At 49.0% G+C, this 26,909-nt stretch carries 29 protein-coding genes; 17 read left to right on the top strand and 12 right to left on the bottom strand.

The genetic code is table 11. The features are described from left to right. The first annotated feature begins 3 nt into the window (after window positions 1-3). The 7 genes from OXB_RS03155 to OXB_RS03125 all read left to right on the top strand — a co-directional run bounded on the left by OXB_RS03155 (window position 4) and on the right by OXB_RS03125 (window position 7,334). Window positions 4-750: an SDR family NAD(P)-dependent oxidoreductase gene (locus OXB_RS03155; protein WP_041071833.1), complete on the top strand. Its 747-nt coding sequence runs from the start codon at window positions 4-6 to the stop codon at window positions 748-750. Between the two features lie 20 nt (window positions 751-770). Continuing rightward, window positions 771-2,216: an aldehyde dehydrogenase family protein gene (locus OXB_RS03150; RefSeq protein WP_041071831.1), complete on the top strand. Its 1,446-nt coding sequence runs from the start codon at window positions 771-773 to the stop codon at window positions 2,214-2,216. 145 nt (window positions 2,217-2,361) lie between these two features. Beyond that, window positions 2,362-3,405 carry a TRAP transporter substrate-binding protein gene (locus OXB_RS03145; protein WP_041071829.1) on the top strand — a complete coding sequence of 348 codons (1,044 nt, stop codon included), beginning with the start codon at window positions 2,362-2,364 and terminating at the stop codon, window positions 3,403-3,405. Between the two features lie 66 nt (window positions 3,406-3,471). After that, complete coding sequence (locus tag OXB_RS03140; RefSeq protein WP_041071827.1) at window positions 3,472-3,948, top strand: TRAP transporter small permease; 477 nt, start codon at window positions 3,472-3,474, stop codon at window positions 3,946-3,948. After that, window positions 3,945-5,219 carry a TRAP transporter large permease gene (locus tag OXB_RS03135; RefSeq protein WP_041071825.1) on the top strand — a complete coding sequence of 425 codons (1,275 nt, stop codon included), beginning with the start codon at window positions 3,945-3,947 and terminating at the stop codon, window positions 5,217-5,219. Before OXB_RS03140 ends, OXB_RS03135 begins: the two co-directional genes overlap by 4 nt. Before the next feature lie 228 nt (window positions 5,220-5,447). Further along, on the top strand, window positions 5,448-6,644 hold the full coding sequence (locus OXB_RS03130; RefSeq protein WP_041071824.1) for a class I SAM-dependent rRNA methyltransferase: 1,197 nt from the start codon (window positions 5,448-5,450) through the stop codon (window positions 6,642-6,644). Window positions 6,645-6,713: 69 nt separating this feature from the next. Then, window positions 6,714-7,334, top strand: a complete 621-nt coding sequence (locus OXB_RS03125; RefSeq protein ID WP_041071823.1) for a LysE/ArgO family amino acid transporter — start codon at window positions 6,714-6,716, stop codon at window positions 7,332-7,334. A 224-nt stretch (window positions 7,335-7,558) separates the two neighbouring features. Here OXB_RS03125 and OXB_RS03120 read toward each other — a convergent pair whose 3' ends face one another. From OXB_RS03120 to OXB_RS03105, 4 genes are all read right to left on the bottom strand, one after another. After that, window positions 7,559-7,966 carry a DUF3021 domain-containing protein gene (locus OXB_RS03120; RefSeq protein ID WP_041071822.1) on the bottom strand — a complete coding sequence of 136 codons (408 nt, stop codon included), beginning with the start codon at window positions 7,964-7,966 and terminating at the stop codon, window positions 7,559-7,561. Beyond that, complete coding sequence (locus tag OXB_RS03115) at window positions 7,963-8,421, bottom strand: LytTR family DNA-binding domain-containing protein (RefSeq protein ID WP_041071820.1); 459 nt, start codon at window positions 8,419-8,421, stop codon at window positions 7,963-7,965. Before OXB_RS03115 ends, OXB_RS03120 begins: the two co-directional genes overlap by 4 nt. 61 nt (window positions 8,422-8,482) lie before the next feature. Then, the gene (locus tag OXB_RS03110) at window positions 8,483-9,229 is read right to left on the bottom strand and encodes an ABC transporter permease (RefSeq protein ID WP_041071818.1); all 747 of its coding nucleotides are present in this window, start codon (window positions 9,227-9,229) and stop codon (window positions 8,483-8,485) included. 12 nt (window positions 9,230-9,241) lie between these two features. Continuing rightward, complete coding sequence (locus OXB_RS03105) at window positions 9,242-9,955, bottom strand: ABC transporter ATP-binding protein (protein ID WP_041071816.1); 714 nt, start codon at window positions 9,953-9,955, stop codon at window positions 9,242-9,244. 391 nt (window positions 9,956-10,346) lie between these two features. Between OXB_RS03105 and OXB_RS03100 the strand changes: the two genes are divergently transcribed. Then, entirely contained in the window at window positions 10,347-10,733 is a 387-nt protein-coding gene (locus OXB_RS03100) for a hypothetical protein (protein ID WP_041071815.1), read from the top strand. A 62-nt stretch (window positions 10,734-10,795) separates the two neighbouring features. Beyond that, the gene (locus OXB_RS03095) at window positions 10,796-11,341 is read left to right on the top strand and encodes a hypothetical protein (protein WP_041071814.1); all 546 of its coding nucleotides are present in this window, start codon (window positions 10,796-10,798) and stop codon (window positions 11,339-11,341) included. A 90-nt stretch (window positions 11,342-11,431) separates the two neighbouring features. Here OXB_RS03095 and OXB_RS03090 read toward each other — a convergent pair whose 3' ends face one another. The 4 genes from OXB_RS03090 to OXB_RS03075 form a co-directional block, all read right to left on the bottom strand. Continuing rightward, window positions 11,432-12,151 (bottom strand): YebC/PmpR family DNA-binding transcriptional regulator, encoded by a 720-nt coding sequence (locus tag OXB_RS03090; RefSeq protein WP_041071813.1) that lies wholly within the window; start codon window positions 12,149-12,151, stop codon window positions 11,432-11,434. 111 nt (window positions 12,152-12,262) lie between these two features. Next, window positions 12,263-12,955, bottom strand: coding sequence for a Crp/Fnr family transcriptional regulator (locus OXB_RS03085; protein ID WP_231860357.1), 693 nt, complete (start codon window positions 12,953-12,955; stop codon window positions 12,263-12,265). 12 nt (window positions 12,956-12,967) lie between these two features. Continuing rightward, window positions 12,968-14,854, bottom strand: coding sequence for a heavy metal translocating P-type ATPase (locus tag OXB_RS03080; protein WP_041071811.1), 1,887 nt, complete (start codon window positions 14,852-14,854; stop codon window positions 12,968-12,970). A 16-nt stretch (window positions 14,855-14,870) separates the two neighbouring features. Then, a complete protein-coding gene (locus tag OXB_RS03075; RefSeq protein ID WP_041071809.1) occupies window positions 14,871-15,092 on the bottom strand; it encodes a heavy-metal-associated domain-containing protein in 222 nt (73 codons plus the stop codon). 163 nt (window positions 15,093-15,255) lie between these two features. Here OXB_RS03075 and OXB_RS03070 point away from each other — a divergent pair, with 163 nt between their 5' ends. The 4 genes from OXB_RS03070 to OXB_RS03055 all read left to right on the top strand — a co-directional run bounded on the left by OXB_RS03070 (window position 15,256) and on the right by OXB_RS03055 (window position 18,911). Beyond that, window positions 15,256-15,936 (top strand): phosphoribosylaminoimidazolesuccinocarboxamide synthase, encoded by a 681-nt coding sequence (locus tag OXB_RS03070; protein ID WP_041071807.1) that lies wholly within the window; start codon window positions 15,256-15,258, stop codon window positions 15,934-15,936. 683 nt (window positions 15,937-16,619) lie between these two features. Further along, window positions 16,620-17,153, top strand: a complete 534-nt coding sequence (gene ectA / locus OXB_RS03065; RefSeq protein ID WP_041071805.1) for a diaminobutyrate acetyltransferase — start codon at window positions 16,620-16,622, stop codon at window positions 17,151-17,153. 73 nt (window positions 17,154-17,226) lie between these two features. Continuing rightward, window positions 17,227-18,507 (top strand): diaminobutyrate--2-oxoglutarate transaminase, encoded by a 1,281-nt coding sequence (gene ectB / locus OXB_RS03060; protein WP_041071803.1) that lies wholly within the window; start codon window positions 17,227-17,229, stop codon window positions 18,505-18,507. Window positions 18,508-18,521: 14 nt separating this feature from the next. Then, the gene (locus tag OXB_RS03055; RefSeq protein WP_041071801.1) at window positions 18,522-18,911 is read left to right on the top strand and encodes an ectoine synthase; all 390 of its coding nucleotides are present in this window, start codon (window positions 18,522-18,524) and stop codon (window positions 18,909-18,911) included. Window positions 18,912-18,920: 9 nt separating this feature from the next. Here the strand turns inward: OXB_RS03055 and OXB_RS03050 are convergent, their stop codons facing one another. Then, window positions 18,921-19,232 carry a hypothetical protein gene (locus OXB_RS03050; protein ID WP_041071800.1) on the bottom strand — a complete coding sequence of 104 codons (312 nt, stop codon included), beginning with the start codon at window positions 19,230-19,232 and terminating at the stop codon, window positions 18,921-18,923. A gap of 126 nt (window positions 19,233-19,358) precedes the next feature. Between OXB_RS03050 and OXB_RS03045 the strand changes: the two genes are divergently transcribed. Beyond that, window positions 19,359-19,904, top strand: coding sequence for a superoxide dismutase family protein (locus OXB_RS03045; RefSeq protein WP_041071798.1), 546 nt, complete (start codon window positions 19,359-19,361; stop codon window positions 19,902-19,904). A 217-nt stretch (window positions 19,905-20,121) separates the two neighbouring features. Here OXB_RS03045 and OXB_RS03040 read toward each other — a convergent pair whose 3' ends face one another. Both OXB_RS03040 and OXB_RS03035 read right to left on the bottom strand, forming a co-directional pair. After that, entirely contained in the window at window positions 20,122-21,261 is a 1,140-nt protein-coding gene (locus OXB_RS03040; RefSeq protein ID WP_041071796.1) for a zinc-dependent alcohol dehydrogenase, read from the bottom strand. A gap of 71 nt (window positions 21,262-21,332) precedes the next feature. Continuing rightward, a complete protein-coding gene (locus OXB_RS03035) occupies window positions 21,333-22,460 on the bottom strand; it encodes a CAP-associated domain-containing protein (protein ID WP_041071794.1) in 1,128 nt (375 codons plus the stop codon). A 307-nt stretch (window positions 22,461-22,767) separates the two neighbouring features. On the opposite strand from OXB_RS03035, the gene OXB_RS03030 reads away from it, so the two are divergent. The 3 genes from OXB_RS03030 to OXB_RS18800 all read left to right on the top strand — a co-directional run bounded on the left by OXB_RS03030 (window position 22,768) and on the right by OXB_RS18800 (window position 24,584). After that, the gene (locus OXB_RS03030) at window positions 22,768-23,634 is read left to right on the top strand and encodes a putative RNA methyltransferase (RefSeq protein WP_041071792.1); all 867 of its coding nucleotides are present in this window, start codon (window positions 22,768-22,770) and stop codon (window positions 23,632-23,634) included. A 321-nt stretch (window positions 23,635-23,955) separates the two neighbouring features. Next, window positions 23,956-24,426 carry a hypothetical protein gene (locus OXB_RS03025; RefSeq protein WP_041071790.1) on the top strand — a complete coding sequence of 157 codons (471 nt, stop codon included), beginning with the start codon at window positions 23,956-23,958 and terminating at the stop codon, window positions 24,424-24,426. Beyond that, entirely contained in the window at window positions 24,423-24,584 is a 162-nt protein-coding gene (locus OXB_RS18800; RefSeq protein WP_158333632.1) for a hypothetical protein, read from the top strand. Before OXB_RS03025 ends, OXB_RS18800 begins: the two co-directional genes overlap by 4 nt. Before the next feature lie 23 nt (window positions 24,585-24,607). On the opposite strand, the gene OXB_RS03020 is transcribed toward OXB_RS18800, so the two are convergent. Further along, a complete protein-coding gene (locus tag OXB_RS03020; protein WP_041071788.1) occupies window positions 24,608-26,758 on the bottom strand; it encodes an MMPL family transporter in 2,151 nt (716 codons plus the stop codon). Window positions 26,759-26,909: the final 151 nt, after the last annotated feature.

The raw sequence follows: 26,909 nt of genomic DNA, 5'->3' as shown, positions 1-26,909 counted from the left end.
AAGATGAGTGTAGAGAATAAAGTCATAATCGTGACCGGTGCAGCCGGAGGTATGGGAAAAGCAATCGCATTACAATTAGTGGAACATGGTGCAACAGTGGTTGGTATCGATCTAAATGTGGATTCGCTAAATGACGTAACGAGCGAGCGCTTTATCACAAAAGCGTCCAATGTACTGGACGAGCAGAAAATCGCGGACATCTTCGCCGAGACGAATGAAGCCTATGGCCGTATCGATGGATTGGTCAATGCGCACGGCATCGCACAATCGGCAGCGCCAATCGAAGAGGTTACGCTAGAACAATGGCATCGTTTCATGGATGTCAATGCAACAAGCCTATTTATCACCTGCAAGGAGGCGGCGAAGTATATGAAGCCGAGAAGTGAAGGGTCCATCATCACAATCGCTTCGATTTCAGCTGTCCGTCCACGTCCAGGCCTTCAATCGTACATCGCTTCAAAAGGAGCTGCGGAAAGCTTCACGCGCGCTATGGCGATCGAGCTTGCGCCGCATAAGATCCGAGTAAACACGATCCATCCGGGACCTGCGGATACGAATATGCTCGGCGATTTCACAGCGGCAGGGGCTGACGTAGAGAAGACAAAGCAGACGGTGTTCAGGGAAAGTGTTCCGCTCGGCGAATTGATCAGACCGGAAGACATCGCGAACGCAGCGAGCTATTTATTATCTGATGGTGCAAAAATGGTGACCGGCGCAACACTGCATGTCGATGGTGGAAGAGGTCTATAGAATAGGAGGTTCTAGTCCGTATGAAACGAATTCCGATGCTTATTAACGGAGAATGGATCGGCGACGACTCACATGAGTGGCTGCCGGTCTATAATCCATCAAATGGCGAGCAGATTGCCGAGATTGTCAAAGGGAATGAACAGCATGTCGACGCTGCAGTACGGGCGGCTCAAACTGCCTTCGAGAGCGACGAATGGCAAAAAGTGCGTCCATTCGAACGCGGCAATTTACTGATTGAATTGGCGCATTATATTAGGAAAAACGCGGAGGCTTGGGGCCGTCTGGAGTGCGAAGACGTCGGAAAGCCGCTGTCCCAGGCTATGGCGGATGCCGAAGCAGCTGCCCGCTATTTCGAATTTTACGGCGGTGCAGCGGATAAAGTGATGGGCGACACCATCCCGATTGAAGACGGGTTATTGAACGCGACGGTGTTGGAACCGGTCGGCGTGACAGCCCACATCATCCCTTGGAATTATCCACTTCAAATCATTGCACGGAGTGTAGCGGCTGCCATTGCGACGGGCAATGCGGTCATCGTTAAAAGTGCGGAAGATACGCCCCTTGCAGCTCATGCCATTACGCAATGGTTTGCCGAGAGCAGCCTGCCGAAAGGGATCTTCCAGCATATTACCGGTTTCGGGCCGGACATTGGTGCTCCGCTCGCCTCTCATCCGGGAATTAATCATATAACGTTCACCGGTTCGGTGAATACCGGGGTTTCCGTTGCGCAGGCTGCAGCACGAAATGTCGTGCCGGTCACCTTGGAGCTTGGCGGTAAATCCCCGAACGTCGTCTTTGCGGATGCAGATGAGGAGAAAGCACTAGAAGCGGTCGTCCGCTCCATTATTCAAAATGCAGGCCAGACGTGTTCTGCAGGTTCCCGTTTATTAATTGAAGCAAAGGCGAAAGATCGTTTTGTCGGAAAGCTCGTGGATCGTTTCAATGCTTTGACGATCGGTCCGGGACTCGAAGACGCAGATATCGGTCCAATTTTGAACAAACGACAGTTTGATCAGATCATGGGACGGATCGAAGAAGCGAGAACCTTAGGGAAAGTACTGGCAGGTGGGGAAGCGGTGACAATCGAAGGCAGTGAAGGTGGACACTATATCCAGCCGACATTGTTGGACGGTCTGGAACATACTTGTTCCGTGGCTCAAGAAGAAATCTTCGGCCCGGTCCTCAGCGTATTCACATTCGAAACTGTGGAAGAAGCGATTGCTCTCGCGAATGGGACAGATTATGGACTCGTAGCAGGGGTTTGGACGAAAGACATCGACGTGGCGCATTTTGTTGCTTCGAAGATCAAGGCTGGCCAAGTCTTCATCAACAACTATGGAGCGGCAGGCGGAATTCAAATGCCGTTCGGCGGTTACAAAAAGAGCGGGATTGGACGGGAAAAAGGGTTCGTTGCACTACGAAACTATACGCAGATTAAGAACATCGCGGTCAAGTATGGCTTGTAAAAAGTCTAGGTCTAACTATTAATCCACTTCTCACCTAAAGAAGGGTTGCAAAGTCCTAGCAGCCAATATAGAATGAAAAAGTAATCAGTTAATTTCCAAACATTTTAATTATCTGGTTCTAAAAATAGAAATAGGGGGAAATGACTTGAAGAAATTGAAATTTGGTTTTATTTTTTCATTGCTCCTGCTTTTAGTTTTGGCAGGTTGCGGTGGTTCTAAAGAATCAGACGCTGGTAGCGGCTCTGGGTCAGACGACGGTAAAGAATCAGCTGCAAAAGACGATGGAAAGGTGTATACGTTGCAAGCAGGGCACTCTTTGCCGGTGGACCACCCTTATCACATCGCATTCCTTGAAATGGCGGATGCTGTAAAAGAGCGCACGGATGGCCGTGTCATCATCGAAGTGTTCCCGAACTCCGAAATCGGAGCAGAGCGTGAATTGACGGAAGGTATGACACTTGGAACAGTAGACCTCGTCGTTTCGTCGACAGCTCCGGTAACGAACTTTGTACCGGAACTGGCTGTTTTGGACGTGCCATTCCTGTTCAAAGACCGAGATTCCGCTGTTGAAGTGCTGAACGGCGAAATCGGGGAAGAATTGTTTGCTAGCTTGAAAGAAAACGGCATCATCGGGATGTCTTGGGGTGAAAACGGCTACCGTCACATCACAAACGCTATCCGTCCGATTGAAAAGCCTGAAGATCTAAAGGGTCTTAAAATCCGTACGCAAGAAAACAAAATCCATCTTGCAGCATTTGAGGCGCTTGGCGCACAACCGACTCCGATGGCATGGACAGAAGCGATCACTGGCCTTCAACAAGGCGTAGTCGATGCCCAGGAAAATCCTGCAATCGTAGCGGACCAGTTCAAGTTGTACGATTCGAAACAAAAATACATGTCCTTGACGGGCCATGTGTATTCCGTCGCCATCTATATGATGAGCCAGAAAACGTATGACGAGTTGCCTGAAGATCTACGGGATATCGTTTTGGAAGAAGGCCAGAAAGCTGGCGCGAAAGAGCGAGACCTAATTGTGGAGATGGAGAAGGAATCCATCCAAACTTTGAAAGACAACGGCGTTGAAATCATCGAAGAGATTGACGCAGCTCCATTCCAAGAGGCGGTTAAACCGGTTTATGCAGACGTGGAACATCAAGAATTGTTGAACCGTATCATTGAAGCTCAATAATTCATTATATGCAAGATCTAGATAAGGGAGGGCCCACCTCCCTTATTCTGTATTGGGGGAATCCAGTTGGGTAAGCTCATTGATTACATAAATTTAACTATGAAGCATTTACTGAATATCATCATGACCGTGCTGACCATTTCGGTGTTTGCTCAAGTCATTTTTCGGTTTGTTCTGAAATCCTCCCTTGCCTGGACTGAAGAGCTTGCGATTTATTGCTTGGTCTGGCTCACCTTCTTAGGTGCCGCGTATGCCATGTCATTAAAGGCCCATATCGGGGTGACATTCTTCACAGATTTATTTCCCCTGCGAATTCGCCAAGGCTTTTTCATCTTAGCTACTTTAGCTAGCATCGTGTTCTATTTTATATTGATCATCCAAGGCTATGATTTAATGAACCAGGGTATGAAGCAATTATCACCGGTCCTAGCCATCCCAATGGGGTATATTTATGCTGTTATTCCGGTGAGTGGTTTCTTATTAGTTGTAAATCTTATCGCAGTTTTTGTAAAAGAGTTTAAGACAGGGGGTCCTACGGCATGACGGCTCTGTTATTCATCTTGTTGCTTCTCCTGTTTCTGATAAACGTGCCGATCGCCGTCACGTTGGGCCTATCCTCATCCATTATTTTCTTGTTGGAAGGCAATGTATCTTTGATCGCCATTATCCAGCGGATGTTCAACTCGGTTGCCTCCTTCCCGTTGCTTGCCATTCCGTTCTTCATCTTGGCAGGAAAGTTGATGGAAAATGGAGGGATTTCGAGACGGCTCATCCACTTGGCGAACGTTGTTTTCGGACGGGTCAAAGGTGGGTTGGCCATCGTTTCGATTATCGCTTGTGCCTTCTTTGCAGCTATTTCGGGTTCTGCAGCTGCAACGACAGCAGCGGTCGGATCACTCTTAGTTCCGGCAATGGTGAAAAAAGGGTACGATCGTGACTTTTCTGCCGCAGTCCAAGCTGCCGGCGGAACCATTGGTGTCATGATTCCACCGAGTGTGCCGCTCGTCCTGTATGGCGTATCGGCAGGCGTATCGATCAGTTCACTATTTGTGGCGGGAATCGTACCGGGAATCATGGTAACGCTGACCCTTGTTCTTCTTGTTTATGTCATTTCCCTGCGGAAAGGATATGGCGGCGGTGAAGCGTTCTCGTTTAAAGACTTTGTCAAAGCGTTTGCCGATGCAATTTTGGCGCTCCTTATGCCCGTCATTATTTTGGGTGGGATATACGGTGGTGTCTTTACGCCGACTGAAGCAGCAGTTGTCGCAGTGGTGTACGGCTTAATAGTCGGGGTCGTCGTCTACCGGGAAATTAAGATCAAAGACTTAATTGAAATCTTTTCCTCCTCGGTCGTCGTGTCCGCAGTCATCATGTTCATCATCGCGGGAGCCTCATCGTTCGGTTACTATTTGACACGTGCCCGGATTCCGGCCCAGCTGACAGAACTCATGTTAGGTGTAACGGAGAACTGGATCATCGCGTTACTGATCATAAACGCATTGTTGCTTTTCGTTGGTGTGTTCATGGAAACGTCTGCCGCAATCATCATTCTTACGCCGATTTTGGTCCCGATTGTCAGTGCACTCGGAATCGATCTCGTCCATTTCGGTATTATCATGATCTTCAACTTGGCAGTCGGATTCATCACCCCGCCGGTCGGTATCAACTTATTCGTTGCCGCCAATATTGCTGGGACGAAGTTTGAGAGATTGATCAAAGCGATCATCCCATTCATCATTATCATGGTCCTTGATGTCTTGATCATTTCATTCATCCCGACTATCAGTCTGTTCTTGGAAACGTTGCAGAAATAAGAATACGGACCGCTCCTGATTAGGGGCGGTTCTTTGTTCGGCCGCGGATCTGTTTTTGAGGTTTGGATTGAGGGTTTCGAAGCTCGGTGAATTCGTTTTGTAGTTATCCTAAAATGTTTAGAGATCCACTAAGATTGAGCCAAAATCCAGTATCGCACCCTGGATACGTTTCGCAATTTATCCTCAAACATGCGATAATGAAACAAACTACGAAATAAGGATGAAATCATGGCGAAAACAATTGATGTACAAGTGAATGCGAAACATAGTGCAGAGCTGAAGAAGGGGTATCCGCTCATTTTGAAGGATGCGGTCCTCAATCCGGATGTCTTGGTGAAAGAAGGCAGCCTGCTGCGATTGTTGGATAAAGATCGCCGTTTTATCGCGAAGGGGTATTACGGTGTCCAGAATAAAGGCATCGGCTGGGTGTTGACGCGCAAGGAAGAGGAAGAGATCGACTTTGACTTTTTCCAGTCCAAAATCCAATCGGCACTGGCTCGGCGCGAGGCACTGTTTGCCGATCCGGAGACAACTGCATTCCGTGTGTTCAATGGCGAAGGCGACGGGATCGGTGGGCTGACAATCGATTATTTTGCGGGCTATTATATGGTGAGCTGGTATAGCGAGGGGATTTATTCCCTGAAGCATCATGTGTATGGCGTGTTCGATAAAGTGGTCGACTACAAGGCGATTTACGAGAAGAAGCGTTTCGATACGAAAGGCCAGTATATCGAACAGGATGATTTTGTCCAAGGGGAGCCGGGTGATTTTCCGATCATTGTCAAGGAGAACGGCATGAACTTCGCCGTCGATTTGAATGACGGGGCGATGACCGGGATTTTCTTGGATCAGCGGGATGTGCGGAAGGCGATCCGCGATCATTACGCGGAAGGGAAGCAGGTGCTCAACACGTTTTCCTATACGGGCGCGTTTTCCGTGGCCGCGGCACTGGGCGGCGCCATCAAAACGACGAGTGTCGATCTGGCGAAGCGTAGTGTGGCAAAGACGATCGAGCAGTTCAGTGTAAATGGCATCGATTACGAACAGCAAGACATTAAAGTGATGGATGTATTCGATTACTTCCGGTATGCGAAGCGGCATGAATTGAAGTTCGACCTCGTCATCCTCGACCCACCGAGCTTTGCCCGTTCGAAGAAGTACACGTTCAGCACGGCGAAAGACTATCCCGCCTTGCTGATGGATGCGATTGCAATCACCGAGAAAAACGGGATCATCGTCGCTTCCACGAATAATTCAAGCTTCGGGATGAAAAAATTCAAGACGTTCATCGAGAAGGCATTCGTAGATGCCGGATCAAAATATAAAATTCTCGAGGAATCTTCTTTGCCGAAGGACTTCCGGACGAATCGGGATTTCCCGGAATTCAATTATTTGAAAGTCGTCATCTTGAAAAAAATGAAATAAGTCATGGACCGCGCGGATTTGTGTTGCGCGGTCTTTCCGTAAACTGAAATCGGTTTGGAAGTGGAACGATTGTTGGAAGCTATCATACATGGAATCATTCTCGCCTTCGGGCTCATTGTGCCGCTGGGCGTCCAAAATGTGTTTGTGTTTAATCAAGGCGCGCTGCAGCCTAAGCTCAGCCGGGCATTGCCCGTCGTCGTGACAGCCGCTGTCAGCGACACCATCCTCATTCTCGCCGCGGTGTCGGGCGTTTCCTTGCTCGTCCTGACATTTGGCTGGCTGGAAAATATCGTTTTTGGTTTCGGTATCCTCTTTTTGCTATTCATCGGATTCTCCCTATGGCGCAGTGAGGCCGCGTCGCCGGAAACGGAAGCCGAACGGTTTACCGCCAAACGGCAAATCATCTTCGCGGCATCAGTCTCTCTTTTGAATCCGCATGCGTTGCTGGATACGATCGGCGTCATCGGCACGAACTCACTGAACTACGAAAACGAGGAAAAATGGGCATTTACCATGGCCACTATCATCGTTTCATGGCTTTGGTTCATCGGCCTGGCTATGGCGGGGCGCTTCCTCGGAAGGCTTGACGCCAGCGGCAAGCTCATGCAGGGGTTGAATAAAATCTCTGCCCTCATCGTCTGGGCGATCGCCGTTTATATGGCGATCCAACTTATTGAGAATGTCACATAACGTAGAGCATGAGAAACCTAGGCTTGCTATTCAAACGGCATGCCTAGGTTTTTATTAGGATATGAACTCCGGGGCGACCTCGAAACGTATTTAACGGACCTCATGGCATTTCCATGGAACCTCACAATATTATCAGGAAACTTCCCAACGTTTTGGTTGAACTTCGAAACATATTAATTCGACCTCTCAACGTTCCTGCACGACTCCAAAACATATTCCCATCCTCACTCCGCCAATTCGGCATTCAGTTTCTCCGCTTGTTTCCTGAAATATAGATAGAAGGAAAGCCAGATAATCGTATAGACGACTACGAACAGCAACAGGACGAGCAGAGCATTGCGGAGGGAGAACGGGATCCATTGCAAGCCAAATGTGACAATAAAATAAAGAATAGCTACTGTGATGAAATGGGAGGCGGTCTGTTGCGCGAGGCTTAGCTTTTCATTTTCAAAATAGAGGGGGCTGACGGTGAAGAACCAGCCGGAGAAGATGCTGCCTAGCGTGTTTTTGACGAAAATTTGGGCATCGAGCGTTTCGGCGCCGCTCGTATAGATGAAAAGGAACGTGAACGCTACCGAGAGGAACGCTCCGAAGAAGATGCCGAGTATGCTTCGGGTGAGAAATGTTTTCATCCGTTTTTCCTCCTGTTCAATTTAAGCGCTTCTTTGATTGTATTGACATAGGTGCGGGATACGTATTCTTTCGCACCTGATTTGAAATGGACGCAGAGTGTTCCATTGAAGGAGGCTTCGAAACGGCTCAGTTCATGCAGATTGGCGATGACCGATTTCGACAGCCGGATGAATTTCGAGGAAGGCAGCAGTTTCTCCAATTCATACAACTTTTCCTTCAACTTGAACGTCCCTTCATTGGTTACTGCCATGACGGAATCGCCTTCCGCGTAAAAATAATGGATCTCGACCGGCTTTAGAATATGCTGCATTTCTCCGTCCTTGCCGACGAGGAATTCGGTTTCCTGGCCTTTTATGAAATCAAGCAATTCTTGGATGGACGGATCCAATTCATTGCACTGAATGATAATCTTTGTTTCTTCGTAGTCGGAATCGATGCTTAAAGATACTTTCATAGCACTCTCTCCTTTCGACAATAGTGTACCGGACATGGTAGCTATTGTCTGTAAGAAGTTTTCAGGCGACTCGCTTTTTTGAAGCTAACCGCAGGACGAGGAGAGCGATGGCCGCCAATCCTGCCACATATCCGATCGATAGCAAGGTATCGGTGTTCCATTGCCATTGGCCATTCCAGACGGCGATGAATAATTGATTCATATGATAAAGCGGGTTGACGCCCGCAATCAGCTGAACGAACCGTGGCATAAGATCGACGGGCATCGAAAATCCGCCCGTGATCATGACGATTTGGAACAGGACGATGGAGAAAACCAAAGCGCCGTTCAGACTGTTGAAGAAGGAGTAGATTGCTGCCGAAATGACGAGCAACAAGGCATTCAGCACGATGAAAAAACTGTAGGATAATATAAATTGCAGCGGACGAAACGCGAGATCGTAAGCGATTATGCCGATGAGCAGCACAAACAAATAGCCGAAACTTGTAATGATGATCGATTTCAGAATGCTGGAGATCAGCAACGTCCTTGCAGGAACGGGTGAAAGGCTAATGCGCTTTTCCACTCCAGACACCCGGTTCATCACTTGGTCGAAGCCGAATGCGAAGAAGACGACACCGAATGTAATAAGCAGGATGAAGGACGGCGTGTATGTCTCAGCGTAAGATAAGTTCCCTGCATATGTGGCATCCCCGAACAATTGGCCCATGAAAAGATACGTGGCAGGCGGTACAATGATCGTAAAGATAACATAGAACAATTCTCTTGAAAACATCAGCAAGTCGTATTTTAATTGGGTCGCTAGCATGTGAATTCCTCCTTAAATGGATACCTTTTGTAAGTAGAAATCATGTATGGATGAAAAGCCGGAAGCCAAAATTTCCTCCGTCGGTCGGAATATTTCGGCGACTCCCTCGTTGAACAGCAGCACTTTGTCGCAGTACAGTTCGACTTCATCCATATTGTGGGTCGTCAGGATGACGGTGCCGCCGGTCGTTTGATTGTACGCCGTGATGTATTGCCAGAGCGTGTTCCGCATATGCGGATCGAGGCCGGTCGTCGGTTCATCCAGAATCAGGAGTTTCGGCTCGGACAGGAAGGCGATGGCAAGGCTGACAATCTGCTTCCACCCGCCCGATAGTTTGTCGAAATACTTTTTGCGATGGGGCTCCAACTTGAAGTCGGCCATGATTTTACCGATGTCGAGTGGGGAGCGGTAGTAGGCCTTGAACAGTTTCAGCAGTTCCTCGACCTTCAGTGTTTTATAAAACTGGGTCGGTTGCAGGACGACGGAAATCTCTTTCCGCAGCCCTTCCAGCTCCTTGATTGTAAGAGACTGAATGTTTTGATCAAAGACAGTGACTGTTCCGCTGTCATAAGATTTCAGCGTCATGAGAATTTCGAGGAACGTCGATTTGCCGGCGCCGTTTTTTCCGATAATGCCGATGATTTCACCGGCTTGAGCTTGGAAATCCACTCCTTTGAGGACGTGGTGGTTGCCATATGATTTTTGTAGATTACTCACTTGGATCATTAAAAATCCCTCCGTGCTTTTGTTTGTTACTAAAAGTATATGGTGGTTTTATAAATGGCACAGCCGGTTCTCGGTGAAATGCTAGTTTCTACAGGTGAGTTGCGGAAAAGACCGGGTGAAGTGCAAAGAGAAATAGGAGGGGGAGACCCGTGGATTCATTGAAACCGAAGAAGCGCAGTGCTTTGCGGATATACATGGGGACGAAAGCGTACCGTTTGAAGCGGTATGCAGAGTGGATGTTGGATAGGAAAACGTAACCGTTTTTGACGTATGAGGAAGCCAGTGATGTTTGAATTTCCAAAATGTCACAAATCCGTTGGATGACAAGTTTCGCAGACCCTAGTAAGCTGAAGATAATGAGCTGTGAAGTTTCTGTGAGGAGGTTGTCGCAGTGAAACGGATGCTGGTTTTAGTACTAGTCGTGGCGGCTTTTGGATTGGCGGGATGTGCCTATACGTATAGCGATGAGGACGGGTATCGGATGGCAGTCATCAATTCGGGTTTCCCCGTACCCAAAAATGCGTATGAAATCAAACCTGAAGCATGTACGGGGGAGATTGCCAAATCGGCGAAATATAAATTGAAAGACATCGGTGACGCAGAAGGCACACCGCCTGCTGCCTACTTGGGAGAGATTGAAAAATGGGGCTGGACGGAAGTGGAAGAGAGCCGGATTGGCAATGTCCACTTTTTCAAGAAGGAAGGCAAGATCATGTCTATCGTCGTTCAGAAGAATGTTTTCGATTTGTATGAATTGACGGAGGATGTGAAGTTGTGAGATTCATTTGAAACATAATGGAGCTCCCATACGTACAGTGGATAAGTGGAAGGGGGAGCGCTATGCGGAGACGGAATCCTTTGCTGTTCGCTGTCGTCCTGTTGGTCGGCGCCGTAATACTGTTCTGGATGAGGGAGAAGCCGCTCAACGGGAATGATGCAGAATCGATAGGCCGGATTCTTCTGGAGCAGGAACAGCACGGAGATGTATCGATTTTGGAGATTAAAGATGTTGAAGAGTACCGGGTCGTTACGTATTTGCATAACGACACCGATCAGGCGCTGACGATGTTCCGGAAGGATGCAAAAGGGAACTATGAGTGGGTGCGAAGCGAGAAACAGACAGGTGAACCGCTCGCTATCTTCAACACTGGTCTTCACATGGACGTCCAAGAAGGACCGTCATTCATTTTTGTGACTAATCCGGAAAACCAGGTGGCTGCCGTGCAAGTAGAGGTGAACGGATTTTCGGAAAAAATCGAACTGTCGGTCGGCGAGGCGGCTGTGAAGTGGTTGGATATACCGAAATCGGGAGAAGGACAGTATGCCTTTACTTTTACTTATTTCGATCAGGACGGGAATGAAATAGAAGAGATGGGGAACGGATGATGCGACGCGGCATCATCTTTTTTCTACATTCATTTAACAACAAAAAAACAGTCCCCTGGTCAATGTGGCTAGGAGACTGCGGAATCTTGTTTATTCACTTAACTCAACATTGTGATACACTTGCTGAACGTCTTCCAGATCATCCAGCGCATCAATCATCTTCTCGAATTGCGCTTGCGCTTCTTCGGAAAGTGCAATTTCGCTTTGCGCGAGCATCGTCAATTCAGCAACTGTAAACTCGGTAATGCCTGCTTCTTGGAATGCTTCTTGCACTGCGTGGAATTGATCGGGTTCGGCATAGATGATGACCGTGTCATCCTCTTCCAAAATATCACGAACTTCCACATCGGCTTCCATCAATAGCTCGAGCACTTCATCGGCGGTCTTCCCCTCGAGGCCAAAAACTGCGGTGGCATCAAACATGTAAGATACCGATCCGCTGACCCCCATGTTCCCGCCGTTTTTCCCGAATGCCGCACGGACTTCGGAAGCAGTCCGATTCACATTATTCGTCAACGCATCGACGATGACCATGGAACCGTTTGGCCCGAATCCTTCGTATCGGAGCTCGTCAAAGTTCTCATCCGATCCGCCTTTTGCCTTTTCGATGGCCCGGTCGATAATGGCACGTGGTACGCTGTACGTTTTCGCCCGTTCCACTACGATTTTCAACGCCTGGTTCAATTCTGGATCCGGTTCGCCTTGTTTGGCAGCTACATATATTTCACGTCCGAATTTCGCGTAAATACGACTCGTATTGGCATCCTTCGACGCTTTCTTTTCTTTGATATTATTCCATTTACGGCCCATCTGTCTTCACTCTCTTTCAATAGCATAGAGTTAACTGTACTATTATACATCCATTGTTTAGATGGAAACAAGTAGAAAGTCGTGCGACGCCGGACGGGATTCTGGAACCCTTTACACGAGCAACAACGCATCCTGATCAATGATTTCGATTATCCGCTGCCCTTCTTGACGGATCCACCCGGCGTCTTCGAAATCGGCGAGTTTTCGGCTGATCGTTTCAGGGGAAGTTCCCAGGTGGGAAGCGATATCCTTCCGTGTCATCGGCAAGGTGACAATCAGCGATTTCTGTCCTTCTGCTAGGTCTGCCAAGTAGAGGGCGACCCGGGTTTCGACAGGTTCCAGAGCGATCGTCGTCGCTTGTTTTTCCGATTTTGCGAGCCGGGATGAGAACTCTGCCAACACTTTCAATGAAATGGCGGGGTATTTCAGAAGAAACTGCTGGAAGTTGTCCCGTCCCATGACACATAGCTCAACCGGCTCCATTGCTTCGGCGTAGGAATCATGGACTGATTCGGTGAATAAAGAGAGTTCCCCCGTGAAGTCGCCGGGCTCCAATACCCGGACGAGTTGCTCTTTCCCGTTTTCCGCCAACCGGTAAATTTTCACGCGCCCTTTATGGACGATGTACAATCCATCGGACCGCTCCCCTGCGCGGTAGATCGTATTACCGCGACGATGCGCGACGGAGTTGGTTTCTTTGACAATCTCCGCCATCTCCGACGCATCCAAATGATTGAAGATCGGGACGATGGAGATGCACATTTTCTGCATCTCCGCGCTTCCGTCTTTATCTAATTGCGCCAATCATATCCCTCCTCATTCCAATGCGGGTTTTGCCAGCACTTGTTCCGTCGCTTTCTTTTTTCCATTATAACGGATCAAACGGATGGCATTCAAAATAACTGCCAGGACGCTCAGTTCATGGATGAGCATGCCGGTTGCGAGGAACACTTTTCCGAGCAGGACGCCAATCAGTAGCAGGAGGACTGTCCCGACTGCGAAGAAGGTGTTTTGCTTCATATTGCGGACGGTCGCTTTGGCAAGCGTGTAGGCGTGTGCGAATTGGTCGAGTCGGTCTGCCATGAGGACGACATCGGCGGTTTCCATGGAGACATCGGTTCCTCCTTCTCCCATCGCCAAACCGATGTCCGCTGTGGCGATAGCAGGAGCGTCGTTGATGCCGTCCCCTGCCATGGCGACCCGGTGTCCCGCGTCTCGCAGCTGTTGCACGAAGGCGACTTTGTCCTCGGGAAGCAGTTCGGCATGGACTTCATCCAGCCCGAGTTGCGAGCCGACGAGTTGTGCCGTATGGCGGTTATCTCCCGTGAGCATGATCATCTGTTTAACACCGGCTTTTCGCATGGAAGCAAGAGCGCTCTCCGCTTCAGGCCGAATCCGGTCGGCAATGGAGAATATGCCGGCAACTTGACCATCAATGGCTGCGAAAATCGCGGTATTTCCAGCTTTTTCGCGTGCTACCGCGTATGCTTCCACTGCATCTTCAATGGCGATGTCTTCTGCCGCCATCAATTTCCGGTTCCCTATGACGAGAAGTCGGTCTTCGATATGGGCGCGGATGCCGTTCCCTTTGATCACTTCTGCATCTTCCGGTTCCCTGATGATTGCCAATTTCCGTCGTTTCGCTTCTTTGACGATTGTCTGTCCAAGATGGTGTTCGGAAACCATTTCGGCTTCCGCGACGATACGAAGCAATTCTTCTTCATCCCACGCTAAGGTATGGATGTCTGTCACTTCCGGCCGTCCGCGGGTGAGTGTCCCGGTTTTGTCAAAGACGACTGTATCGATTTTCGCCAGCTTCTCCATAATGTCTCCGCCCTTGATGAGGACTCCGTTGCGTGCACCGTTGCCAATCCCTGCGACGATGGAAACCGGAGCGGAAATGACGAGCGCTCCTGGACAGGCGATGACGAGGAAGGTGAGCGTCATTTCGATATTGCGAGTGAAGATGTAGACGAGGATGGACAGAACGACGATGGACGGTGTATAGATGTTCGCAAATCGATCCAAAAATTTCTGTGTCCTCGACTGGGATTCCTGGGCCTCTTCCACCAGCTCGATAATCCGGGCGAACGTCGTATCGTCGCCTACGCGGTCTGCGATGACTTCAATATAACCGTTGTCGACAATCGTGCCGCTGAATACGCGGTCTTCGGACGTTTTCACGGCCGGTACCGATTCACCGGTGATGGCCGCTTCGTTCAAAGTTGCCTGTCCGGCTGAAATGATGCCGTCGACCGCAACTTTCTCTCCCGAGCGGATGAGGACGCGATCGCCTTCCTCCACTTCGTCAACGGAAAGCGTCACCGTTTCCCCGTCGCGCATGACAGTCGCTTCCAGCGGCGCCATATCGACGAGTGACTTCAAGGAAGACCGGGTTTTCTCAAGCGTCCGGACCTCCAAATAAGCGCCGAATAAAAACAGGAACGTCACCGCGGCTGATTCGACATATTCTCCGATGAACAAGGCACCGACCACTGCGATTGTTACGAGAAGCTCAATGCTGAATGCTTTCATCCGCACTGCTTTCACTGCTTTCGTTGCGATTGGGATCCCAGCGACTACCGTCGAGACGATTAGCAGCCATTGCTTCCATTCGGGTAGGCCGGCGAAATGGAGAACGATCGCTGCCGCTAGCAACGACGCTGTGGCGGCAGTGACTTGAGATGTTCGTTTGGCATTCATGGCCAACTCTCCTTCCTTACGATACTTTTTGCGAGATGACGGGATAGCCCAGGCCGACAATGACTTGCTGGATGTCATCCACCTTGACTTGATTTTCATCGAATTGCGCTCGGACCTTACCTGAATTGAACAACACCTTTACATCGCCAACTCCATTCATTCTCTTCAGGGCACCTTCGATTTTCTTGATGCAAGACGGGCAGCTGAATGGTTCTAGATTGAATACGACTTTTTTCATTTTTGTTTCCTCCTTTATTCTTCTTGTCTATAGCATAAGGGAAAGATTGGAGTGAAACCTTGACGCCCGTCAAGTTGTGATAATCTTTACTTTTTCTTCTAGCCGAAGTGCCTTATACTAAAGATGGCACTACATTTTCGAATGGAAAGGAAACGTGGCACCCATGGAACTCGTGTACCAAGGCAAGACGAAAGATGTATACAAATTACAGGATGGCAATGTATTATTGAAATTCAAAGATGATGTAACCGGCGAAGATGGCGTCTTCGATCCGGGTGCGAATACAGTGGGCTTGACGATTGAAGGGGCAGGAAAATCCGGGCTTCGAATGACGAAATATTTCTTCGAAAAGCTAGTGGACAAAGGGATTCCGACCCATTATGTCGAGGCGGATCTCGATAACGTGACGATGACGGTCAAATCTGCGACCGTTTTCGGGAAAGGGCTGGAAGTCATCTGCCGATATCGAGCAGTGGGCAGCTTCCTCCGCCGATATGGCGCTTATTGCGAAGAAGGACAACCACTCGATGCCTTCGTCGAAGTGACGATCAAAGACGATGATCGCAACGATCCGCCGATATCAGAAGATGGACTTGCTCAGCTCGGTATTTTAACGCATGACGAATACGCGACCTTAAAACCCCTTACACAAGAAATTTCGGGCGTCGTAAAAGAAGAGCTCGCTGCCAAAGGCCTCGACTTATACGATATCAAATTGGAATTTGGCCGGGATGAAGAGGGGCGAATTATGCTCATCGACGAAATTTCCGGTGGGAATATGCGTGTCTATAAAGACGGAGAATATATCCTTCCGCTTGATTTGGAAAAATTATTTTTTGAATAAAAATTCAGAACCCCGCGAAGTGAAGCTCTTGCGGGGTTTGTTGCTGTATGTTGCCATCTTGCTCTATGAAAATTTTGATAGAATCGTTTGACTTTTAGAATTTGCTCCTCTATACTAGGCAACTAGTGTCACCGATGGCACAAAAAGAATCGTTTACTTCTTCGCGAGACGAATGAAAACCCCATCACGAAAAGCAATGAGGGTCTTTGGCTAGCCAAAACCTCTTTGAACAAGTTGGTTGGGTGGATGAACGAGTATGGCAGTGAAATTCAAGATATCGAAAGTGTCTTTCATATCAGCGAATCCTGTGCACCATCAAGCTGTTTCTGTAATGAACAAAAGGATGCCCGATCCTTTTGCAAAGGCGCTATTTTTTGCTCTTCATACTGCAAGGCAGAAAGCAAGCCCATTTTTGTTATCGTCCCTCATTATCCCGAGGCGGCGATTCCTACGTAAGTTCCCTTGCTATATCCACAATGTAAAACCCACGTACGACTTGTGAGGACGGCCGTTTGGCGACTCACGCTCTAAATTCAACAACAAATCCAACTTTATTCTATTTATAAGTCGTCTGGCAGAAGAGGTGAATGGTTTTTCGACAGCTGAGAATGGCATCAGGAAGCCATTAGGGTTTCCAAGAAAAACATCCATCCCTGGATGATAGAACTTGGAGGAAATCATTTTTGTCAGAAGGAAAAGAAAGTGCAACTACTCTAGTCGAAAGCGACGCACTCGTATTTCGATTGCCGACGGAAGAGGACGGCAAAGAGATTTGGCAGCTCATTAAAGAGACAGGCGTCTTGGACCTGAATTCTTCGTACAGTTATTTGATGTGGTCGAAGTATTTTGACGAGACGAGCATTGTCGTCGAAGCGGATGGGCAGGGGATTGTCGGGTTTATCTCAGGATTCATCCCACCGAAAGCATCAGATACGCTTTTTATATGGCAAGTGGCGGTCGACGCGTCGCAACGGGGAAAAGGTATTGCTTCCCACATGTTGCAATCGATTTTACGCAGAGACGCGTGTCGGAATATTCGGTGTTTGGAGGCGACTGTAAGCCCTTCCAACAAAGCGTCGGATGCCCTGTTCCGGAAATTGGCGAGGGACTTGGGGACCGGATGCCGGGTGACGGAGTGCTTTACGGAAGAACAATTTCCTGGAGCCGGTCATGAAGCCGAATGGCTCTATACGATCGGACCTTTCGAAGAGCTTTGACACGGAACGAGATGAAAATAGCTTCATTTAAAAACTTATTAAACAAATTTATTTACTGGAGGAATGTCAACCAATGGTACTGACAATGGACCGAAATCCGATGGAAATTTTCGAACACCATGAGTCACAAGTGAGGAGTTACAGCCGCAGTTTCCCGACCGTATTCAAGAAGGCGAAAGGGTATAAGATGTGGGATGCGGATGGGAAGGAATATATCGATTTCTTCGCGGGAGCGGGTGCTCTGAACTATGGCCATAATAATGAAAAAATGAAACAGAAATTGATTGAATATATTTTGGAGGATGGCATATCACATAGCCTGGATATGGGAACGGAAGTACGCGCCCAGTTCCTGCAGAGATTTCACGATGTTATTTTGAAGCCGAGAAACTTGAATTATAAAATCATGTTTCCTGGACCCACAGGTACGAACACCGTAGAAAGCGCTTTAAAGATTGCACGCAAAGCAACTGGAAGGCAGAACATCATCAGCTTTACGAACGGTTTCCATGGAATGACGCTTGGCGCGTTATCTGTGACGGGGAATTCATTCAACCGCGAAGGGGCGGGGGTTCCGTTGACGAATACGGTTGCAATGCCGTTTGACACGTTCTTGGATGAAGGGGATTCAATCGCTTATTTGAAACAGTATTTGCGAAATGCGGGAAGCGGTATGGACTTGCCGGCAGCCGTTATCTTGGAAACCGTCCAAGGGGAAGGCGGCATCAATGCAGCTAGCTTCGAATGGTTGCAGGAAATCGAAAAGATCTGCCGCCAACATGACATGCTGCTTATTGTAGACGATGTACAAGCGGGCTGCGGACGAACCGGAACCTTTTTCAGTTTCGAACCGGCGGGTATCCAACCGGATGTTGTCTGTCTATCGAAATCGATCGGCGGCTACGGTCTGCCGTTTGCAATCACGTTGATCAAACCGGAATACGATACTTGGGGACCAGGTGAACATAACGGGACGTTCCGCGGTAACAACTTGGCAATTGTCGCGGCGACGGAAGCGCTTTCCCACTGGGAGACGGATGAGTTTACCGAAGCGATCCAGGAGAAATCCAAAATCATCAAAGCCCGGATGGAAACGATTGTCGACAAGTACCCACAACTGCAAGCAACAGCACGGGGACGCGGCTTTATGCGCGGCATCGCATGTGGGGAAGGCAAAGAGGATTATGCCGGCAAAATCTGTGCCAAGGCGTTTGAAAAAGGATTGATCATCGAGACGTCAGGTCCTTCCGGTGAAGTCGTGAAGTTCCTGGGTTCCTTGACGATCGATGAAGAAGGGCTGCATAAAGGATTCGACATTTTAGAAGAGGCGATAGAAGAAGTCGTCCGCCATTAAAGGGAGATGAGAAAATGATTGTACGTACATTGGAAGAAATTATCGGGACGGAAAACGAGATGAAGGCAGAGACTTGGTCGAGCCGCCGCTTTTTATTGAAGAAAGACGGCATGGGCTTTTCCTTCCACGAAACGATCATCTACGCGGGGACGGAAACGCATATCCACTACCAAAACCATTTGGAAGCTGTCTATTGCGTAGCTGGAGATGGGGAAATCGAAACCATCAAGGATGGCAAAGTGTACCCGATCACAAACGGGACGATGTATGCTTTGAATGAAAACGACGAACATTATTTACGGGGAGGCGAGGAAGATATGCGCCTGATCTGTGTATTCAACCCGCCGCTCGTCGGCTCGGAAACGCATGATGAAGAAGGCGTCTATCCATTGTTGGAAGCATAAGAAACCCCCTCACGATACCGGGTCGTGGGGGATTTTTCTCTTCTCGGTTGTAAGCGAGACGGCGACGATGATATTGACCGTACCGAAAATCATGACGGCGACATCAGGTAAGATGTTGCCGCTGCCGTTGAGCTCGTCGGCAATCGTTCCTTGCACGAGACCAAGATTCCAAGTGATGAGGACGATGATTCCGGAGACGAAGCCAAGGCAAAATCGAGTGAAGCGCCGGGATCTGTTTTTAAATAGCACGATGAAGACAAGCAATAAAATGATGATAAGCATAATGTCGATTTGAATTAACAGCCGATTGATCGTATCCATCAGAAAACCTCCTTTTCATGTTGGACGTGAAATGAGGGAAATAGTTCCGCAGGGTTAATTTCCCATACATAATTATGTTGTTTTAGGCCATCCTAATTTGTGTGAGATTTTTAAGGAGGAATGGAAATGAAACCTAAGTATGGAATAGTAATCCTGGCGGCAATTTTCGCATTGACGGGATGCGGGAGGTCTGCGCAAATGCCGGTAAGCGGCGAAGCGATGGAACCGGTTTCCGCAACAATTCTCAATACGGACGGGGAGGAAATCGGAAAAGCCCGCCTGGAGGAACGGGCGGAGGGCGTAACGATCAGTTTACAAGCAGAAGGGCTATCGCCGGGAATCCACGGCATTCACATCCATGAGGCAGGTGTCTGCACGCCGCCTAATTTCGAATCGGCAGGCGGACATTTCAATCCGGAAGGAAAGCAACATGGCTTCGAAAATCCAAAAGGTTTCCACGCGGGCGACCTGCCGAATATCGAGGTGCCGGAAGACGGAAAGGTAATCACTCAAATTACGACAGCAGAAGTGACATTGAAAAAAGGGGAGCCGAACTCGCTATTGGATGGAGACGGCAGTGCGCTAGTCATCCATGCGGACCCGGATGATAATAAAACGGATCCAGCAGGCAACTCGGGCGCGCGAATCGCCTGTGCCGCCATCGGGAAATAAGTAGTAAGGCTGATTGTCACGTCTTTTATTTGGACTGTCATGGCAAATAGTTGAACTGTCATGGTAACCATCCGAACTGTCATGGCAATCGGTCGTGTCCCGACAAAACTGTAATATCCGACACGTTCTGTAAGGTCTCCGAGCAAGACTATAACGGCCAAATCAACCAAAAACCAGCCCGGGCGACAACTTCCGCTTCGGGCTGGTTTCAAATCACTCACGGTTTCAGTACGACTTTCACACATTCGTCGCCGTGTTCGTAGAAATGTTTATAGGCCAGTGGCGCTTCTTCGAGTGGAACGACGTGTGAAATTATTTCCGTTGGGTTGAATTCGCCCTTCGTAATCTTGTCATAGAGCATCGGCATGTAATGGATTACAGGTGCTTGCCCCATTTTCAGCGTAATGTTCCGCTCAAACATATCGCCGAGCGGGAACATATTGTATAGCAGCCCGTAAACCCCGGTCAATTGGATTGTGCCAAATTTCCGGACGGAATTATGGGCGATGTCGATAGCGCTCAGCGTACCGCCCTGCAGCTTCAGCTTTTGCCCAACTTTTTCGGCAATATTTTTCTTCCCGTCCATCCCGACACAGTCGATGACAATATCCACACCGCCGCTTGTCATTTCTTTAATATGGCCTCCGATATCGTCAAAGTCCTCAAAATTCAACGCTTCCACCCGATTCATCTTGACAGCACGTTCGAGTCGATATGGGACGTGATCTACGGCAATCACCCGTTTGGCCCCTTTCATCCAAGCGAACTTCTGCGCCATCAGCCCGACCGGACCGCAACCGAGCACGGCTACCGTATCCCCGCTTTTTACGCCTGCATTTTCGACACTCCAATAGGCAGTCGGAAGAACATCCGACAGGAACAACAATGCCTCATCCGGCAGTTCGCATGATTCGGGGATGACGAACGGAGTGAAGTTTCCATAAGGCACCCGCAAATACTCGGCTTGTCCGCCCGGATAATTTCCATAGCGTTCCGTGAAGCCGAAGTAGCCACCCGTGTCGATGTGAGGATTCCGATTCGAGTTGTCGCATTGGCTCTCCATCTCATGTTCGCAATAAAAGCATTGGCCGCAAGATATGTTGAACGGGATGACGACGCGGTCTCCTTTTTTCACTTTCGTCACGGCAGGACCTACTTCCTCGACAATGCCCATCGGTTCGTGTCCGATTACATAGCCCGGGTGTGTTGGCAAACCGCCCAAATAAATATGCAAGTCCGATCCACAAATGGCGGTCGATGTCACTCTGACAATGATATCATCATTTTTCTCAATGCGCGGTGCTTCCACTTGTTTCACTTGGATGTCCTTAACACCTTGAAAAGTCACAGCTTTCATGAATGAAGTCCCTCCTCGGTTCGAGTTAACCTTAACGTTCCCTTCCCGAGCAAGGACTAATCCCGTTGAATTTATTTCGTCAAAAAATTCTCTGTAAAATAGGGCTGTGATTTTTCATTGAACGCGACGCCTGTCCCGAGGTGGCTATAGCCGGTGAGTAAAATATTTTCACGATGGCCCTCCGAATTCATCAGTCCTTCGTGAGCGAAGATGCTGCTCGATTGCCCATACGCCAAATTTTCGCCCGCACCCCGGAACTTGACGCCATCATCTGCCATCCGGTCGAATGGTGATTGCCCGCGTAGATTTTCATGGCTGAAATAATCATGGTCGGCCATATCGACACTATGCTTGCGGGCGGTTCCAGCCACGACAGGTTCCCATTTCAACACATTCAGGCCATGCCGGACACGGGCCGCATTCGTCAAATCGAATAATTGTTGCTCGAACCCGTTGCGCAATGTTTTATCCCCGACTGCATACAGAGCATTCTTTTTCTGTTCCAATGAAGCCGCGATCAATTGGATGGCCGTCACGGTTTCCCCTTGATGCAGATCGTAAAAGACATACGTATACAGATCTCCTGTTTTAAACACATCATATCCTTCGCTCTCTTGCAAAATATAAATATTGAACCCTTTGCGGATCTCTTTCAGCGGTTCTCCGTAAATCTCCCGTACTTTCGACTTCGGGGAGCCATATCGGATTCCGGTTGTCGAGGAAATGAGGTCGTCATTCGTATAAAGAGCGTTCACCCGTTGTTCCGCATCTACGGACACCATGACAAAATTTTGATAATGCTCGTGGTACGTCCGCCAATCGGTTCCATATTCGTTTTTCGTCACGTTTTTCGGCTCTCCAAGTTCGGCAGCCACCTTTTCCAACGAATCGCCCAATTCAATATTATGAATAGATAAAGAGGCGTGTTCGGGTTGATTCAACACCGGTTTTTCAACCTTGGGAACGGGCTCGATTTCTTCGAATGAACGGGTCTTCAAGTAGAGGACCGCTTTGTTCACGGCCCCGCTTATCGTATCGATTGCATGGGCAACCGAGTCATGATTGATAACCGATTCGACTTTTTCATCGATCGGATCGAGGAAGGAAAGATCGATTACCTGTGAAACCGGTTCTTCCCATAATGGTTTTGCAAAATACAGTGCGAATAGGAGAAAGATAAAAAGAAATAATCGCTTCATCAGTTCGCCTCCTTTGCCATATTGTAACCTTTCCAACCAACCAGAATACAGTCAATCGAACTGCGAAGGGTTCGATTTGCCGTATTTCTGCGTCCTTTGCAGAAATTAAGGCACAGGTTTCGGAACTGTGCAGGGTTCGATTTGCCGTATTTCTGCGTCCTTTGCAGAAATTAAGGCACAGGTTTCGGAACTGCGCAAGGTTCGATTTGCTTATCTGAGCCAAGCGGGCACTTGCGCTTAGGTTTCGGATCTGACCGAAAAACGGTATACTGGTAGCACTATAGGGGACGATTTAGGAGGTTCCAGGATGGCAGTATCGAAGAAAATGATGGCAGCGGAAGTGCTGGAGGCCAATGAAGGGCTTTTCCATTGCCCGATTTGCGTAGCGGATATGACGTTGCGAGACAAGTCGCAATTCGTTTGCCGAGCAGGGCATACATTCGATTTGGCCAAGCAGGGGTACGTCAACTTGGCACCTCAGGCACATACGACGAAATATGACAAGGAGCTTTTCGCGGCACGGAGCCATGTGATGGCGTCGGAATTTTTTGGTCCAGTTGTCGATTTTATTGCAAAAGCCATTCAAGAGCGGCTTGGTGACAAGAATAAGCTGACTGTTTTGGATGCAGGGTGCGGGGAAGGGACCCATCTGATGAACGTCCTCGGCACATTGGATGGAGAACCGATCGGGGTCGGAATCGATCTGGCGAAGGAAGGGATTGTAGCGGCGGCCAAAGCCTATCCGGGCACCATTTGGACAGTGGCGGATTTGGCGAATTGTCCGTTCCATGACGCACGGTTCGATGTCATCTTGAATATTTTATCGCCCGCAAATTACGCGGAGTTCAACCGGCTTCTCCGTTCGGGAGGATGGATAGTGAAAGTGGTGCCTGAAAAAAGGTATTTGCAAGAGCTGCGTGAAATTTTCTATGACGGGAAGAAAGCCACGGAGGAGACGGATCCGGTAGGTCGCTTTTCGGAGCAGCTATCCGACGTCCATGTTGAACATATCACCTATCCGTTTGGACTGGACCGGGAATTACTTGCTTCGCTGATCCAGATGACGCCTTTGACTTGGGGGGCCGACGAGGAAAAAGTGGCAGAAGCGTGGCAAAGCGGCCTTTCTTCGGTCACGATCGATTATAAAGTTCTGATCGGGCAGAAAGCGGAATAGGAAGGGGAAGATAAATATGTTTGGAACAGGTGTCACACCTACGTGGTTTTTTATTATGGCGATTGCGGTAATTTTATTGTTGGTCATATTCATCGAGTGGAAAACGAGGTAAGTGGAATGGCGTCTGTGAAAAAGCAGGGGAGCGGCAACGGCTCAAGCTTTCCGCCGAGCAGGAATTGGGGCGGACGGGCAATATTTTGGATCAAGGCGCATCGTATCGAGAGAGCAAGCCGTCGGTTTCGCCCGCGCGTTCGGTGTAACCGTAGTGGGAAAATAATGCTATACTAGAATCGAAATCCGAGTGGAAAAGAGTGACAACATATGCTGACTTTTGAAGAAAAACAAGCGATTATTGAATCATTTCCCGAATTGACAAGGAAAGTCGTGTCGATGAAACGGGTGAACTATCATTATGAAGACAGTCTGTTCGAGAAGACGGTTGTCGTTCAGCATCTCCATCCGAATGGGAATGGTTTCGTCTACGTGGCGGGCATTCCCGGCTATAATCCGGACGAACGGGGACTCGTGAATATCCGGGAAGCGACCGAGGAGGAGTTGCGTACAACGGTGGCGGACGCAATTCGTGCTCTATCCGAAGAGCCGGAGGAAGCTCCACCGTTCGAACAGGCATGGGTGAACCGGGCGGGGGAAGAACTTATCCTAAGAGAAGAGATGGGCTTCTGGAACTTATACCATGGGTTGAACTTGGAAGAGAGTTTCGGTGATCGTGCTGAGGCATTGGCATACTTGCGGGAGGAACAGTTCAAACCATCTGGAGGTGAGGGGGAATGAAGGGCCAACATCTTGTCATCGGCCTTGTCATCTTCGTTCTGCTCGTCGTGGCGTTGTTATACTTCGCGATGACTTCGACGTTTAAAAAAGATGAGAACGGATGGCAACCAGCCATCGAAATGGAAGAAAATATAAAAGCGCATGCAGATTTGAGGTAATCTGCATGCGCTTTTTGCATTTATCATTTTTCTTTCAAATGCCGATTCCCCGATCGATACAACCCCTTGCCAAAAGGCAGCCACCAGTTCCATTTACCGAACAGTTTCATCAAGCTCGGCACAAGCAGGAGGCGGATGACGGTCGCATCAATGGCCACGGCAATCGCGATGCCGACGCCGATCTGTTTGACGGGCAGGACATCCGTGAAGGCGAAAGCACCTGTCAACACGATCATGATCAACGCTGCGGACGTGATGACTTTACTTGTTGTCGCCAGCCCTTCGACGGTCGCCTTGTCATTGTTGAAAGACTTTGCGTATTCCTCTTGCATCCGGGAAATTAGGAACACCTCATAGTCCATGCTTAGACCAAACACGAGACTGAAGACGATCACTGGGATGATCAGTGCGATGGTACCAGCCGGAAGACCGAAATGTCCGTATTGGAAAATATAGACGAGAATTCCGAACGTGGCGGACAGGCCGATGACATTCATCACGATCGCCTTAAGCGGGATGATTACCGAACGGAAGGCAAACATGAGAATGAAGAACGTCGAAATCAGAATCACCGCCAAGACGAGTCCAATTTTATCCCAGATTTCATCGAAAATTTCCTGATTGAATTTCGGCTGGCCGCCGATCAATAGATTCCACTCTGTTTCCTTCTCAGCCCAATTCCGTACCCAATCTTGGGCTTCATCGGATGTTCCGTCAGCCGCAAGTGTGACAGGAACCATCAGTTTTTCATCCTGTACGAATGCTTCCTGCACCGGTGCGAGCTGGGTTTTCATTTCCGGTACGAGGTTTGCTTGTGACCACTCTTCCGGAGATGCGATGCCGCTTGCGGTGAAGAGGGTCGTCACTTCTTCGACCAATGGATCCTCGCGCAATGTCTCCTCGAGCGATTTCATCGAAGCGAGTCCATCATCGTCCGTCCAGCCCCCCTCGCGCTCTGCGAGGACATAGACGGATGATTGGTCCCCTAATCCGAAGGTGTCTTCCACCAACTCAAACGCAGACCGGGTGTCATATGATTTTGGCAACGAGTCGATTTGCGGAATCGTCAGCTCCATATTTTTCACCGGAATCAAGGCAATGCCGAGCAGCACTAAGGCTACGATCGTAATAAGGACCGGCCGCTTGATCACTTGATTGGCAAATTTTCGCCAACCGTCCTCACCGGTCGTTTTTGGCTTGATCAATTGCCATTTGTCGATTTTTTCACCAAGTGCGAGAAGGACGGATGGTAATAAAGTGATGGAACTAAGAACCGCCATGCCGACGACAATCATGCCACCTACCGCGATATTTTGGAAAATGTCGACACGGATGAGCAGCATGGCACCCAGTCCGATGAACACGCAGAATGCAGAGAAAATGACGGAGCGCCCCGCCGTCCGGATTGTCGTCGTGACCGATTCCGTAATGCTCTCGGTCCGCCGCTCTTCGCGATAGCGGCTGATGAACAATAGGGCGAAATCGATACTGAGCGCAAGTCCCAACATCGGAATGATGTTCATGACAAAGATGGATAAATCGAACCGCCCGCCAAGAATAGTTAAAATCCCGAAAGCGGAAACGACCGTCACAATCCCGATAATAAGAGGAACAAATGAAGCGACAACGGTGCCGAACGCAAAGAGCAGGACGATAATCGCAATCGGCAAACCGATCGCTTCCGCAGTCATCAAATCCCGCTGGCTTGCCGTATTGATGTCTTTCGAAATGGCGGAGGCCCCAGTTAACGTGATTCCGGGTTCATTGCCTATAGCCTTCCGGATATCGGAGACAACGTCAGACATACTTTCCGCATCGCCATCGAAATGGAGCATGGCATACGAGACTTTGCTGGCGGTATCGGATTGTTCCGGATGGTCCAGTGGGGAAACGATATTCGAGGTGACATCGAGTTCCTCGACTGCATCGAGCGCGGCTTGGATCTGTTCAGAGGACGTCTGATCGAACACGAGAAACATCGTCTCCGCAGGCATGCCGAACGAATCGGATACGATATCCATTACGTCCGCATGCTCGCCATCCATACGAAACCCGTCGCCCTCCAGCATGCTCGGCAGACGGATGGCAAACACAGCCATGACAAGAAAAAGAGCAAGCCATGCGACGATGATCGCTTTGTACCCTTTCGTGACAAATCGTGCAAGAGCGCGCATATTGGTCATCCTTTCTATGTACATAAATTCTATTCTTCTATAATAAAGGAAAGCGGGTAGAAAGTCTTTTGATATAAATAAGGTTAGGCAGGAGGGAGATGGGGGGCGGTTTTCAACAAAGTATCTGGGCTGTCCAACCAACGGAAGAAGT

Origin of the sequence: Bacillus sp. OxB-1 (genome assembly GCF_000829195.1) — a bacterium.
GTDB lineage: Bacteria > Bacillota > Bacilli > Bacillales_A > Planococcaceae > Sporosarcina.
The sequence above is the reverse complement of the archived record's forward strand: the minus strand, read 5'-3'. Positions and strand labels throughout refer to the sequence as shown.

What these genes read in the sequence shown, in the direction of transcription:
- OXB_RS03150 (WP_041071831.1), top strand. Translation starts at nt 771, where the DNA reads ATGAAACGAATTCCGATGCTTATTAACGGAGAATGGATCGGCGACGAC.
- OXB_RS03095 (WP_041071814.1), top strand. Translation starts at nt 10,796, where the DNA reads ATGCGGAGACGGAATCCTTTGCTGTTCGCTGTCGTCCTGTTGGTCGGC.
- OXB_RS03040 (WP_041071796.1), bottom strand. Translation starts at nt 21,261, where the DNA reads ATGAAAGCTGTGACTTTTCAAGGTGTTAAGGACATCCAAGTGAAACAA.
- ectB (WP_041071803.1), top strand. Translation starts at nt 17,227, where the DNA reads ATGGTACTGACAATGGACCGAAATCCGATGGAAATTTTCGAACACCAT.
- OXB_RS03105 (WP_041071816.1), bottom strand. Translation starts at nt 9,955, where the DNA reads ATGATCCAAGTGAGTAATCTACAAAAATCATATGGCAACCACCACGTC.
- OXB_RS03090 (WP_041071813.1), bottom strand. Translation starts at nt 12,151, where the DNA reads ATGGGCCGTAAATGGAATAATATCAAAGAAAAGAAAGCGTCGAAGGAT.
- OXB_RS03050 (WP_041071800.1), bottom strand. Translation starts at nt 19,232, where the DNA reads ATGGATACGATCAATCGGCTGTTAATTCAAATCGACATTATGCTTATC.
- OXB_RS03070 (WP_041071807.1), top strand. Translation starts at nt 15,256, where the DNA reads ATGGAACTCGTGTACCAAGGCAAGACGAAAGATGTATACAAATTACAG.
- OXB_RS03020 (WP_041071788.1), bottom strand. Translation starts at nt 26,758, where the DNA reads ATGCGCGCTCTTGCACGATTTGTCACGAAAGGGTACAAAGCGATCATC.
- OXB_RS03045 (WP_041071798.1), top strand. Translation starts at nt 19,359, where the DNA reads ATGAAACCTAAGTATGGAATAGTAATCCTGGCGGCAATTTTCGCATTG.
- OXB_RS03025 (WP_041071790.1), top strand. Translation starts at nt 23,956, where the DNA reads ATGCTGACTTTTGAAGAAAAACAAGCGATTATTGAATCATTTCCCGAA.
- OXB_RS03110 (WP_041071818.1), bottom strand. Translation starts at nt 9,229, where the DNA reads ATGCTAGCGACCCAATTAAAATACGACTTGCTGATGTTTTCAAGAGAA.
- OXB_RS03055 (WP_041071801.1), top strand. Translation starts at nt 18,522, where the DNA reads ATGATTGTACGTACATTGGAAGAAATTATCGGGACGGAAAACGAGATG.
- OXB_RS03115 (WP_041071820.1), bottom strand. Translation starts at nt 8,421, where the DNA reads ATGAAAGTATCTTTAAGCATCGATTCCGACTACGAAGAAACAAAGATT.
- OXB_RS03080 (WP_041071811.1), bottom strand. Translation starts at nt 14,854, where the DNA reads ATGAATGCCAAACGAACATCTCAAGTCACTGCCGCCACAGCGTCGTTG.
- OXB_RS03035 (WP_041071794.1), bottom strand. Translation starts at nt 22,460, where the DNA reads ATGAAGCGATTATTTCTTTTTATCTTTCTCCTATTCGCACTGTATTTT.
- OXB_RS03135 (WP_041071825.1), top strand. Translation starts at nt 3,945, where the DNA reads ATGACGGCTCTGTTATTCATCTTGTTGCTTCTCCTGTTTCTGATAAAC.
- OXB_RS03030 (WP_041071792.1), top strand. Translation starts at nt 22,768, where the DNA reads ATGGCAGTATCGAAGAAAATGATGGCAGCGGAAGTGCTGGAGGCCAAT.
- OXB_RS03130 (WP_041071824.1), top strand. Translation starts at nt 5,448, where the DNA reads ATGGCGAAAACAATTGATGTACAAGTGAATGCGAAACATAGTGCAGAG.
- OXB_RS18800 (WP_158333632.1), top strand. Translation starts at nt 24,423, where the DNA reads ATGAAGGGCCAACATCTTGTCATCGGCCTTGTCATCTTCGTTCTGCTC.
- OXB_RS03120 (WP_041071822.1), bottom strand. Translation starts at nt 7,966, where the DNA reads ATGAAAACATTTCTCACCCGAAGCATACTCGGCATCTTCTTCGGAGCG.
- OXB_RS03075 (WP_041071809.1), bottom strand. Translation starts at nt 15,092, where the DNA reads ATGAAAAAAGTCGTATTCAATCTAGAACCATTCAGCTGCCCGTCTTGC.
- OXB_RS03155 (WP_041071833.1), top strand. Translation starts at nt 4, where the DNA reads ATGAGTGTAGAGAATAAAGTCATAATCGTGACCGGTGCAGCCGGAGGT.